The organism is Bacillus sanguinis, assembly GCF_018332475.1.
Lineage (GTDB): Bacteria > Bacillota > Bacilli > Bacillales > Bacillaceae_G > Bacillus_A > Bacillus_A sanguinis.
Window position 1 is genome coordinate 1 of sequence record NZ_BOQB01000016.1, and the last position, 13,024, is coordinate 13,024.

Annotated in this window: 12 protein-coding genes; 10 read left to right on the forward strand and 2 right to left on the reverse strand. The window is 36.1% G+C overall.

Going from position 1 to position 13,024, the window contains the following annotated elements:
• The coding region (locus KI369_RS02140; RefSeq protein ID WP_212954924.1) for a hypothetical protein at positions 1-210 on the forward strand (210 nt) is incomplete at its 5' end.
• 308 nt (positions 211-518) lie between these two features.
• A complete protein-coding gene (gene calY, locus KI369_RS02145) occupies positions 519-1,112 on the forward strand; it encodes a biofilm matrix protein CalY (protein WP_144613659.1) in 594 nt (197 codons plus the stop codon).
• A 75-nt stretch (positions 1,113-1,187) separates the two neighbouring features.
• Here calY and KI369_RS02150 read toward each other — a convergent pair whose 3' ends face one another.
• Together KI369_RS02150 and KI369_RS02155 are read right to left on the reverse strand one after the other, a co-directional pair.
• Complete coding sequence (locus KI369_RS02150; protein WP_000578882.1) at positions 1,188-1,511, reverse strand: helix-turn-helix domain-containing protein; 324 nt, start codon at positions 1,509-1,511, stop codon at positions 1,188-1,190.
• 79 nt (positions 1,512-1,590) lie between these two features.
• Complete coding sequence (locus tag KI369_RS02155; RefSeq protein WP_060630024.1) at positions 1,591-1,725, reverse strand: anti-repressor SinI family protein; 135 nt, start codon at positions 1,723-1,725, stop codon at positions 1,591-1,593.
• 343 nt (positions 1,726-2,068) lie between these two features.
• On the opposite strand from KI369_RS02155, the gene inhA1 reads away from it, so the two are divergent.
• The 8 genes from inhA1 (at position 2,069) to KI369_RS02195 (ending at position 12,967) form a co-directional block, all read left to right on the forward strand.
• A complete protein-coding gene (inhA1, locus tag KI369_RS02160; RefSeq protein ID WP_212954925.1) occupies positions 2,069-4,456 on the forward strand; it encodes a M6 family metalloprotease immune inhibitor InhA1 in 2,388 nt (795 codons plus the stop codon).
• 171 nt (positions 4,457-4,627) lie between these two features.
• On the forward strand, positions 4,628-5,995 hold the full coding sequence (locus tag KI369_RS02165; RefSeq protein ID WP_212954926.1) for an aldehyde dehydrogenase: 1,368 nt from the start codon (positions 4,628-4,630) through the stop codon (positions 5,993-5,995).
• A 238-nt stretch (positions 5,996-6,233) separates the two neighbouring features.
• Positions 6,234-7,217 carry an ABC transporter ATP-binding protein gene (potA, locus tag KI369_RS02170; protein WP_212954927.1) on the forward strand — a complete coding sequence of 328 codons (984 nt, stop codon included), beginning with the start codon at positions 6,234-6,236 and terminating at the stop codon, positions 7,215-7,217.
• Positions 7,214-8,062 (forward strand): spermidine/putrescine ABC transporter permease PotB, encoded by an 849-nt coding sequence (gene potB, locus KI369_RS02175; RefSeq protein ID WP_000715496.1) that lies wholly within the window; start codon positions 7,214-7,216, stop codon positions 8,060-8,062. Before potA ends, potB begins: the two co-directional genes overlap by 4 nt.
• Before the next feature lie 6 nt (positions 8,063-8,068).
• A complete protein-coding gene (gene potC / locus KI369_RS02180; protein WP_000714198.1) occupies positions 8,069-8,869 on the forward strand; it encodes a spermidine/putrescine ABC transporter permease PotC in 801 nt (266 codons plus the stop codon).
• A 38-nt stretch (positions 8,870-8,907) separates the two neighbouring features.
• Positions 8,908-9,957, forward strand: coding sequence for a polyamine ABC transporter substrate-binding protein (potD, locus tag KI369_RS02185; RefSeq protein WP_212954928.1), 1,050 nt, complete (start codon positions 8,908-8,910; stop codon positions 9,955-9,957).
• A 59-nt stretch (positions 9,958-10,016) separates the two neighbouring features.
• Complete coding sequence (locus KI369_RS02190) at positions 10,017-10,664, forward strand: phosphatase PAP2 family protein (protein ID WP_212954929.1); 648 nt, start codon at positions 10,017-10,019, stop codon at positions 10,662-10,664.
• 110 nt (positions 10,665-10,774) lie between these two features.
• Complete coding sequence (locus KI369_RS02195) at positions 10,775-12,967, forward strand: MMPL family transporter (protein ID WP_212954930.1); 2,193 nt, start codon at positions 10,775-10,777, stop codon at positions 12,965-12,967.
• The last annotated feature ends 57 nt before the right edge of the window (positions 12,968-13,024 follow it).

Below are 13,024 nucleotides of genomic sequence, written 5' to 3' on the forward strand. Positions count from 1 at the left end.
CAAGAAGAAGCGAAAAAACTAGAAGAGAGTAAGAAGCAAGAAGAAGCGAAAAAACTAGAAGAAAGTAAGAAGCAAGAAGAGGCGAAAAAACTAGAGGAGAGTAAGAAGCAAGAAGAGGCAAAAAAGCTAGAAGAGAAGAAGCGAGAAGAGGCGAAAAAGCTGGAAGAGAAGAAGAAACAAGAAGAACAGAAAAATAAAGATAGCAAGTAAAATACAGCAATATTTCAGAGCGAATAGAGGTTATAGAGCTGAATAGGTGAGAGAGCATTGCGCCTCACCTATTCAGCTTGTTTTCTTTATTTCTCAACATTTATTTGAAAATTTAAAATAGTATTGAGAAATAAAAATAACTGAAAATACTAATAAAAAAATGTTGTATTTATACAGTGTTGTTCGTTATAATGAACTTAAGGTTTTTAAAAGAGAACGAATGTTAGCGAAGCTAATGTAGTTTTCTTTATGTTCCTTATTGAAAAATAAGGGGTAAAAATATAAAAAACAGCTAGGGGGAATTGATTGTGAGTCTGAAAAAGAAATTAGGTATGGGAGTTGCATCAGCGGCACTGGGGTTATCTTTAATTGGTGGAGGAACATTCGCTTACTTTAGCGATAAAGAAGTATCGAACAATACATTTGCAGCTGGGACGTTAGATCTTACATTAGACCCTAAAACGCTTGTAGATATTAAAGATTTAAAACCAGGGGATTCTATTAAGAAAGAGTTCTTATTAAAGAATAGCGGTTCATTAACAATTAAAGATGTTAAACTAGCGACAAAGTATACTGTACAAGATGCAAAAGGTGATAATGCTGGTGAAGACTTTGGTAAGCACGTTAAAGTGAAATTCCTTTGGAACTGGGATAAACAAAGTGAGCCTGTATATGAAACAACTTTAGCAGACTTACAAAAAACTGACCCAGATCTTTTAGCTAAAGACATCTTTGCTCCTGAGTGGGGAGAAAAGGGTGGATTAGAAGCTGGTACAGAGGATTATTTATGGGTACAATTTGAATTTGTAGATGATGGAAAAGACCAAAATATCTTCCAAGGTGATTCATTGAATTTAGAATGGACATTCAATGCTAACCAAGAAGCTGGAGAAGAAAAATAATAAAAAAGCGGGTATCCCCCGCTTTTTTTTATAAAGAAAAAAGAAGTGCCGATTGTAAGCACTTCTTTCTATTTATTATTTTTGATCTTGCTTCCATTTTGTAAATTCAAGAAATTCACGAAATTGTTCTTTGGAGACGCCGGAGCTCATCGCATCTTTAACGAGTTGTGTCCATTCGGAGTCTAAGTGATTTTCCTTTGTTGTTTCATCATGAAGTAGAGTGTCAACTGGAATTTGTAGAACTGCTGCGATCTTTTCAAGAAACTGAATGGAAGGGTTTTTTTGTAAATTTCGTTCTATAGAACTAATGTAAGATTTAGCAACACCGGCTTTTTCGGCAAGTTCAGTTAATGAAATACCTTTTTGTAAACGCAGGCGTTTTATACGTTCTCCAATCATATTTGCGCACCTTTCTATCAATATGTCGTCGTCTTATGATGTCATTATTATAACATAAACTTCTTTAAAAAGAACAAACCTATTGAGCCTGGCTTGATGGTTTCGTACGTTGGAAAAAATGTTCGATATCTTGCAAGGCGATACCAGCGTCTAGTGCTTCAAGTATTAAATCAATCCATTCTTGATCCAATGCGTCAGTCTTATCTTTGTACAAATGTAATTCCTCCCTAATTATCGGTCATAACTGCTGCTACAGAATACGTGATAATGCAATCAGATTTTGTATTTTTATGTAGTGAATTATCAAATATTTTGTAGATAAAACAAAGATAAAATCCCCATTAAATTCCCTCTATGGCGATTATAAAGTTTCTGACAAATATTTTCAATATTTTCAGAAAACATTGTTGAATTGTGATATGCTCGTATGCTAACTATGGAATTTTTACAAATATATTAAAAACATTACATAATATGACTAAATATTGAAAAAATATTGAATTTTTAATAAAATTCAATTTGTAATACATATTATTTATTAGGGGAGGAAATAAGGGATGAACAAGAAACCGTTCAAAGTTTTATCTTCAATCGCTTTGACAGCTGTATTAGGCCTTTCGTTCGGAGCTGGTACTCAATCTGCATATGCTGAAACGCCTGTGAATAAGACAGCTACGAGCCCAGTTGATGATCATTTAATTCCGGAAGAACGTTTAGCGGATGCGCTAAAAAAACGTGGGGTAATTGATTCGAAGGCTTCAGAGAAAGAAACAAAGAAAGCTGTCGAACAATACGTAGAGAACAAAAAGGGTGAAAATCCTGGGAAAGAAGTAACAAATGGGGACCCACTTACGAAAGAAGCATCTGACTTTTTAAAGAAAGTGAAAGATGCGAAAGCAGATACGAAAGAAAAGTTAGATAAACCTGCAACAGGAACACCTGCAGCGACAGGACCAGTTAGGGGTAGTCTAAATGGTAAAGTACCAACATCTCCAGCGAAGGAAAAAGCATACAACGGTGATGTTCGTAAAGATAAAGTACTCGTTTTACTTGTAGAGTACGCTGACTTTAAACATAACAATATCGATAAAGAGCCTGGCTATATGTATTCGGAAGACTTTAACAAAGAACATTATGAAAAAATGTTATTCGGTGATGAGCCATTCGCATTAGAGGATGGAAGCAAAATCGAAACGTTTAAACAGTATTACGAAGAGCAATCTGGTGGTAGTTATACAGTAGACGGAACAGTTACAAAATGGTTAACAGTTCCTGGTAAAGCTGCTGATTATGGTGCAGATGCTGCTACAGGGCATGATAATAAAGGACCAAAAGGACCACGTGATTTAGTAAAAGATGCATTAAAAGCAGCTGTAGATAGCGGTATTGATTTATCTGAGTTTGATCAGTTCGATCAATACGATGTAAATGGTGATGGAAATCAAAAACAACCGGACGGTTTAATCGATCACTTAATGATCATTCATGCAGGTGTTGGACAAGAAGCGGGCGGTGGTAAATTAGGTGACGATGCAATTTGGTCACACCGTTGGACAGTTGGACCAAAACCATTCCCAATTGAAGGTACACAAGCGAAAGTTCCATATTGGGGCGGAAAAATCGCAGCATTCGACTACACAATTGAACCAGAAGATGGCGCGGTTGGTGTATTCGCACATGAATACGGTCATGATTTAGGTCTTCCAGATGAGTATGATACAGACTATACTGGTCATGGTGAGCCAATTCAAGCTTGGTCTGTTATGAGTGGCGGAAGCTGGGCTGGTAAGATTGCAGGAACAACGCCAACGAGTTTCTCACCACAAAACAAAGAGTTTTTCCAAAAAACAATTGGTGGTAACTGGGCGAATATCGTAGAAGTAGATTACGAGAAATTAAATAAAGGTATCGGTCTAGCAACATATTTAGACCAAAGTGTTACGAAATCAGCAAGACCAGGTATGATTCGTGTAAACTTACCTGATAAAGATATAAAAACGATTGCTCCAGCGTTTGGTAAGCAGTATTACTACAGCACAAAAGGTGACAATCTGCATACAACGTTAGAAACACCATTGTTCGATTTAACGAATGCAACGAATGCGAAATTTGATTTCAAATCGTTATATGAAATCGAAGCGGAGTATGATTTCCTTGAAGTACATGCTGTAACAGAAGATGGTCAAAAAACGCTAATTGAAAAACTTGGTGAGAAAGCAAATAGTGGAAATGCTGATTCGACAAATGGAAAATGGATTGATAAATCATATGATTTAAGCCAATTCAAAGGTAAGAAAGTAAAATTAACATTTGAGTACATTACAGATGGTGGCTTAGCATTAAACGGTTTCTTACTTGATAATGCTTCATTAACAGTAGATGGTAAAGTAGTATTCTCTGATGATGCAGAAGGTACACCACAATTTAAATTAGATGGTTTTGCAGTTTCTAACGGAACTGAGAAGAAAAAACATAACTACTATGTAGAGTGGAGAAATCATACTGGATCAGATAGCGCATTGAAATTTGCTCGCGGTCCAGAATATAACTCTGGTATGGTTGTATGGTATGCAGACTCAGCTTACACAGATAACTGGGTTGGTTTACATCCAGGACATGGTTTCCTTGGTGTAGTGGATTCTCATCCAGAAGCAATTGTAGGAACTTTAAATGGTAAACCGACAATTGAAAGTAGTACACGATTCCAAATCGCTGATGCGGCGTTCTCATTCGATAAAACGCCAGCTTGGCAAGTTGTATCTCCAACGCGCGGAACGTATACGTATAATGGCTTAGCAGGCGTACCGAAGTTTGATGATTCGAAAACGTATATTAATAAACAGATTCCAGATGCAGGACGTATTTTACCGAATCTTGGCCTGAAGTTTGAAGTAGTAGGACAAGCTGATGATAATTCTGCAGGTGCTGTTCGTTTATATCGTTAATACAGCAAAACTACCGAAAGATTTTCTTTCGGTAGTTTTTTTGTGAGCAATGAATTTTATATGCAAGAAGAAATTATATATAATGTAACTTTACGGATGAAAATTAGTTACATATAAAGTCTATATAAATAATGAAAGAATTGGATAAAAATAGTGGGAGAAGGTGAATGAATGAGTGTTTCTTCTATTGTAAATAAACAAAAAGCATATTTTTATCGTGGCCATACGAGAAGTATAGAAGTGAGAAAGAATAATTTGAAGAAGCTTTATGAAGGCATTCAGCGCTTTGAAGAGGAAATATTTCAAGCATTGAAATTAGATTTAAATAAGTCAGTTCATGAGTCGTTTACAACGGAAGTTGGATATGTATTAAAAGAAATTTCCTTTCAATTGAAGCATATTTCATCGTGGAGTAAACCGAAGCGGGTTCGAACAGCACTCACTCATTTTGGATCAAAGGGGAAAGTAGTACCTGAACCATATGGTGTGACACTTATTATTGCACCGTGGAACTATCCGTTTCAATTAGCAATTGCACCACTTGTAGGAGCGTTGGCAGCTGGAAATACAATCATTTTAAAGCCATCAGAGCTAACGCCAAACGTTTCAAAAGTGCTTAAGAGAATGGTAGAGGAATTATTCCAAGAAGAGCTTGTAGCTGTATTAGAAGGCGGTGTAGAAGAGAGTACGGAATTGTTAAAGGAACCGTTTGATTATATTTTCTTTACAGGTAGTGTCGGTGTCGGAAAAGTTGTGATGGAAGCAGCTGCGAAACGGTTGACGCCACTCACGTTAGAACTTGGCGGAAAAAGTCCGTGTATTGTACATAAAGATGCAAAAATAGATGTAACAGCAAGACGAATTGTTTGGGGTAAGTTTTTAAATGCAGGGCAAACGTGTGTAGCGCCTGATTATATGTACGTGCATGCTTCGGTGAAAGAACAGTTAATCGAGGCATTACGACACGAAATTGCGGAGCAGTATGGAAAAGAACCTTTGCAAAATGACAATTACGTGCGCATTGTGAGCGAGCGTCATTTTGAACGATTATGTCGATTTTTACAAGATGGTCAAGTTGTAATCGGCGGGAATTATAAGAAAGATACATTACATATTGAACCGACAGTAGTAACGAATATTACATGGCAAGATGCGGTTATGGAAGATGAAATTTTTGGTCCGATTTTACCAATTATAGAATACGACAACATAGAAGATGTAATTGACACAATTCAGCAACATCCAAAGCCATTAGCGTTATATGTATTTTCTGAAGATAAAGAAGTACAAAAGAAAGTGACGAGTAATATTTCATACGGCGGAGGCTGTATTAACGATGTTGTCTATCATCTTGCAACGCCATATTTACCTTTTGGGGGCGTTGGAAGCAGTGGATTAGGGAGTTATCATGGGGAAGAAAGTTTTCGGACTTTTTCACATTATAAAAGCATTTTAGCCCAATCTACGGCATTCGATATGAAAATTCGTTACTCTTCTACAAAAAGTGCTTTAAAATTCATACGAAAGTTGTTAAAATGATGATGGTGTTTATCAGTAGGCGTAGCCGTATGATAATAACCCCTTCGCAATGGAAGGGGTTTTTCTGTTCGATGTTATGTATCATGCGAAAATGAATCAAACATACTACATAAAGAATAGAAGAGAACGCTGCTAAACAACCATTTTTGTTTGGATCGAAACAAAAAAATAGTCTATAGAACATAAATATTTATTCATGAATATAAAAATTAAAATTTAAGGTAGATAGGACGGGAAAATGAAAAAGATTATTAAAGTTGAAGCAGTAGAAAAACATTTTGGAAATCAAGTGATTATCCCACCTCTTTCTTTAGACATTAAAGAAGGAGAATTTTTAACGATTTTAGGACCGAGTGGTTGCGGGAAAACGACGTTACTTCGTATGATCGCGGGTTTTGAAACACCAACTAAAGGGAATCTTTTATTAGATGATGAAAAGATTAACAATTTGCCACCATATAAGCGTCATATGAACCTAGTGTTCCAACATTATGCGCTATTCCCACATATGAATGTGGAGAAAAATATTTGTTTCGGTATGAAAATGCAGAAAGTACCGGCAGCAGAGCAAAAAGAGCGTGCTGAAGAGGCAATGCGTTTAACGCAGTTACTTGAGTTCCGTAATCGTAAACCTGCAAAGCTTTCTGGTGGACAACAGCAGCGTGTAGCAATTGCGAGAGCAATTGTAAATAATCCGCGTGTACTATTACTAGATGAGCCACTTGGGGCGTTAGACTTTAAGTTAAGAAAAGATTTGCAACGTGAATTGAAAAACTTACAACGTAATTTAGGAATTACATTCATATACGTAACGCACGATCAAGAAGAGGCGATGAGCATGAGTGATCGTATCGTAGTTATGAATAAAGGACATATTGAACAAATCGGAACGCCAAAAGAAATTTATAATAAGCCGAAAACGTTGTTCGTTGCGACGTTTATCGGTGAAAATAATATTGTGAAAAACGGGGAAGGCTATGTAGCAATTCGCCCTGAAAACGTAAAAGTACGTTCGGTTGAAGAACCGATTTTAAAAGAATACCATCTTGGACATATTGAAGACATTGAGTTTGTTGGAAATATGGAAAAGCTTTATGTACGTGATGAGAAAACATCAGAATTACTAATGGCATATCAAACTGCTGAAGAAGCAGCGCAGTGGAGCATTGGAGATAATGTATACGTAGGCTGGGAGCAAGAGGACGAGGTGACCTTAAATTGAAAAAAGGGAAATTACTCGCACTACCTACAGTTGCGTGGCTGTTAATCTTCTTCCTAATTCCCCTTCTGTTTGTATTGGCATTTGCCTTTATGCAGCGCGGAGCATACGGAACAGTGGAGATGCAATTTACTTTAGAGAATATAGCTCGTGTGTTTGATCCACTATACATGGGAACGTTATGGGAAACTGTTAAGATTGCAGTTATTACTACAGTAATCTGTTTAGTAATTGGTTATCCATTTGCTTATACAATTACAATTGTTGATCGTAAATACCGTTCAATTCTTTTATTATTGGCAACGATCCCGTTTTGGATTAACTTCCTTGTTCGTTCATACGCATGGATTGTTATTTTACGTTCACAAGGTCTTGTAAACACATTGCTATTGAAACTAGGGATTATTAGTGAACCTTTAAATTTACTATATAATACACCTTCTGTAATACTCGGAATGGTATATTCTTTACTACCATTTATGATTTTACCAGTGTATGCAGCAATTGAGCAGCTTGATAAGCGTAAGCTAGAAGCAGCTTATGATTTAGGGGCAACACCAGTAAAGGCATTTTGGAATGTTACAGTACCAATGACAATGTCAGGGATTGCTACTGGTTCTATTTTAGTGTTTGTTTCTTCTATCGGAATGTTTGTTGTATCTGACGTTATGGGTGGATCGAAAGTAGCATTAATCGGAAACGTAATTCAAAATCAATTCTTAGGAGCGCGTGACTGGCCGTTTGGATCTGCGTTATCTATGATTGTTGTTCTATTCTCTGTTCTGTTAATTTACTTATATTATCGTGCAACGAAAGTATATAAATATGATGGGAACGGAGGGGAATAGGCAAAGATGAAGAAGTTTTTAGTTTCTTATTCTTGGTTAATTTTATTGTTCTTGTATTTTCCAATGATGGTTTTAATGGTATATTCCTTCAATGATTCGCGCATTAATGCGGAATGGGAAGGATTCACATTCCATTGGTATACAGATTTATTTCAAAAACAAGATGTTATTGATGCATTTGTAAATAGTATGACGATTGCGATTGTAACGACGATTGTAACGACTGTTCTTGGTGTGATTTTCGCGATTGCATTACATCGTTATAAATATCGTTATGAAGGGGCCATTAACGGTCTTGTGTATTTACCAATTTTAATTCCTGATATTTTAATGGGATTATCTTTACTTATTTTATTTAGTCAATTAGGTATGGAGCTTGGTAAAACAACAATTATTATTGCACACATTACATTTAGTATTTCATTTGTTGTCGTTATTTTAGCAGCACGTCTTTCTGGCATGGGACGTGATTTAGAAGAGGCTGCGAATGATTTAGGAGCTACGCCTTGGCAAACGTTTCGCTTTGTAACGTTCCCGGCAATTGCACCAGGAGTTATTTCAGCCGCATTATTAACATTCACATTATCAATTGATGATTTTGTAATTAGTTTCTTCGTATCAGGACCAGGATCAACAACATTGCCATTATACATTTACAGTATGGTTAAGCGCGGAGTATCACCAGAAATTAATGCACTTTCTACAATTTTAATTGTAGCTATCGTAGGATTAATGGTTCTATCTGAAATCTTCCGTAACAAAGGTGCAGATGGTGAAGAAAACTCTGGAGGACACCTTCCTTTATAATACGAACGATATAGAAAGTACGAGGGGGTAATAAACCGATGAAATTAATGAAAAGATTAGCCGGCGCAGCAATTAGCTTTAGTCTTGTTGCTGGTGTACTTGCTGGTTGTGGTGAAAAGAAAGAAGAGTTAAACATTTATAGCTGGGCTGACAATTTTGATGAGCAAGTGCTAAGAGATTTTGAAAAGAAATATAACGTGAAAATTAACTATGATAAGTACGCAAGTAATGAAGAAATGCTTGCGAAATTACAAGCTGGTGGCGCGAAGTATGATTTAATTCAGCCATCAGATTACATGGTTAAAACAATGGCAAAAATGGATTTATTAGCGCCGTTAGACAAAAAGAATATCCCGAATATCGAAAATATGGTTTCTAATTTCAAAACACCTGCGTTTGATCCAGAGAATAAATATTCTTTAGTATACACTTGGGGTGTAACAGGGATTGCATACAATAAAAAGTATGTGAAAGAAGCACCTACAAGCTGGGCTGACTTATGGAATGAGAAATATAAAGGGCATGTAACTTTATTAAATGATTCTCGTGAAGTATTAGGTATGGGTCTTAAGAAGCATGGTTTCTCAAACAGCACGAAAGACGATGCGCAGTTAAAGACAGCAGCAGATGATTTAAAGAAGCTGCTTCCAAACTTATTAGCATTTGATACAGATAATATTAAACAAAAATTTATTACAGAAGATGCTTGGATCGGCACAGTTTGGTCTGGGGATGCAGCATTTATTGCAAAAGATAATAAAGATGTAGAGTATGTTGTACCAAAAGAAGGCGGCACAATTTGGGCGGATACGTTAGCAATTCCAAAAGGTGCGAAAAACAAAGAGCTTGCAGAGAAGTTTATGAACTACTTATTAGATGAAAAAGTAAGTGTGAAAAACTACGAGTCAATTGGATACAGTAATCCAAATGAAAAAGCTCATCCTCTTCATAGTAAAGAATATCGTGAAAACCACATGATCTTCTTAACGAAAGAAGAATTAGATCGTACAGAATGGCTTGTGGATGTAGACGATAAGCTAAAAGACTACGACCGTTACTGGACAGAGTTAAAAACAAAAGGTAAATAAGTGAGAAAATGCGGTTTCTAAAGTAGAAATCGCATTTTTTCATAGTAGGAGGAAATCGTTTGAAGAAGAAGTTGCATCAATATGAGGGAATGTGTATCGGTTTATTACTTGCTGTATTTGGCATTGTTGCTTGGCGCGTACATGCTGGTGGCGTTACAGTGATGGATACATATATCCGAGGATTTATAAAAGGATTACAAACAGAAGGTTCGCTTACATTTTTCTCACACTATACAAAATTAGGGTCTGCCATTGGAATTGTAACTACGCTCGTTATAAGTTTACTTGTTTTTTGGAGAAAACGTTATTATGCTGCGATGATCGTATATCCAGTTGGTATTTTAGTAACACATCTTGTAAATAAAGGGATAAAAGAAATTGCGAAAAGGGAGCGTCCGTCGTTAAATGAAGCGTTGGATGCACTTGGGTATAGTTTCCCTAGTGGGCATGCAATGTTATCTATTATGACATTCGGGTTTCTTGCTTATATCATTGCCGCTAATTTGAAGAGTGTAACAGGGAAATATGTTATAACGATTTTGATGGGAATAGTCATTGTATCGATTGGATTAAGTAGAGTTATTTTAAATGTACACTATCCAACTGATATTTTAGCTGGTTATTGCGTAGGTGGTATTTTGTTAATTATGGCGATTTACTGCCATCGTTTACTTACCGAGAGATTGGGGCTTTATAAAGCGGGATAAAAAAACGTCTAGAAAAACTATCATTATAGTGTTTCTAGACGTTTTTTGTTTGTACGAAGATGTGATACAGTATAAATGACAATTGAATTATGTAAAGTAGGTGAAAATGTGTGAAAACAAATGTACATGAAGTAGATAAGTGGGGGAAGTTAGGCGCTTTTTTGTATCAGTTTCGTTATACAGTAATTGTAGTATTACTATTGATTGCGATCGCACTCGGTATTTTCGCTCCAAAGCTACCGGGAGTATTAGGTGGTGATGGCTTCCAAACGGAAGGAGACTATCAAAAAACAAAAGAAATTTTAGATAAAGATTTTAAGAGGTCTCAAGATACGCTGTTACTCGTCTTTGAAAAAAATAAAGGTGTTTCACATGAGGAATTTCAAAAACAAGTAGAGGGAATTGTAAAAAATGTACAAGAGGAAGAGACATATGAATCTTTCCATCATCCAGTGCAAAATAAAGAAATGTTACAAGATGATATCGGCTATGCGACAATTTTATTTTCCGGGAAAACAAATAAGGAACGAATGGAAAAGACATTGCAATTTGCTGATAAAATCGAAAAGGAAAGTAATAAAGCATTAAAAGTAACGCCTACAGGGTTTCCAAAAATTAATCAAGAGATTAATGAAAGGACGCAAAATGATTTAAAAGTAGCAGAGATGATTGGATTACCAATCGCATTTCTCGTATTACTATTTTCATTTGGTAGCCTTTTGGCATCTATTTTACCAATTGTAAATGGGGCACTTAGTGTTATTAGTACGATGGGCATATTATACTTTATAGGTGCCGATAAGGAACTATCTATCTTTGTGTTAAATGTTGCACCGATGATTGGACTTGCACTATCCATTGATTTTGCTCTATTATTTGTAAATCGCTTTCGAGAGGAAGTTGCAAAACGAACGGTAAAAGAAGCGATATCAATTACATATCAGACAGCAGGTCGCGCTATCGTATTTTCGGGATTATGTGTATTTGTCGGACTGTCTGGTTTGTTTTTCTTTAAGATAGATTATATTCAGTCTGTTGCTATTAGCGGAATGATTGTTGTGATTATGAGTATTGTATTCTCACTCACACTTCTTCCAGCGCTATTATCGCTAATCGGTAAACGAATATTAAAAAAGAATCAAGTAGCACATACGCCGGCAAAGGCGTGGCGTACATTTGCACAATTTGTAATGAAACATCCAATCGCAATGATTATTGTTGTTACAACATTTATTGTTATTTGCTTATTGCCGTTACGTACTGCGAATTTGCAGTTCCCTGACGTGGAAGCTTTACCTAAACAGAGTGATACAAGGATTGCATATGAAAAGTATGAAGAAGCATTTAATAAAACTGTTAAAACACACGCTGATGTTACGTTAGTAGTAGAAACGAAAAAAGATATGAAAGAAAAAGAAAGTTTAGAACAGCTAGGAGAAGTCGTTCAAAAGTTAAAAGATGATAAAAAAGTACATGAAGTAAGAAGTTTATACGACGGGTTAACAGGTATGAAAGCAGATCAAGTTGCTGGAATATTAGCATCGCGAGAAGCAGCGAAACTAGCTCCTGTATTTGAAGCGTATACGAAAGAGAATAAGACGACGATAGAAGTCTTTTTGAAAACAAAACCACGTACTGAAACTGCCAAACAGTGGGTTCGTGATTTTAAACAAAATTATAAAGAAACAGATGTTACGTATTATTTAGGCGGAATGACGACGTTCCAACAAGAGTTAGAAGATGAAATTAAAGATAAAGTTGCTATTGGTATGTCTGTTATATTTGGATCGACCTTTGTTATATTATTATTTGCATTCCGATCTATCCTCATTCCAATTAAGGCAATTATTATGAATATACTTAGTTTAAGCGCAACAATTGGAATTGTTGTTTGGTTATTTGAAGGTGGGCATTTTGGATTAGAAGCGAGTCCTGTTCTATTTGTCTTACCAATCTTCATTTTCGGTCTCGTATTTGGGCTTAGTATGGATTATGAAGTCTTTCTTATTTCACGTATTCATGAGCTATATGAAGAAACAGGAGATAATGATCAAGCGACGTTAGAAGGACTTGTGTCAACGAGTAGAATCATTACATCAGCCGCGTTAATTATGATTGTTGTAACTGGTGCGTTCGCTTTTACTGATATTTTACCAGTAAGGCAGATGGGGCTTGGCGTTGCATTAGCGATATTCCTTGATGCAACAATTATTCGTCTTATGCTCGTACCAAGTTTAATGAAATTGTTTGGAGACTGGAACTGGTGGTTACCATTCCGAAAGAAAAGAGAAAAATCATCGTAAAAAATACTCATCTATAAGATGAGTATTTTTTTATGAATAGCAAGACCCACATTTTGC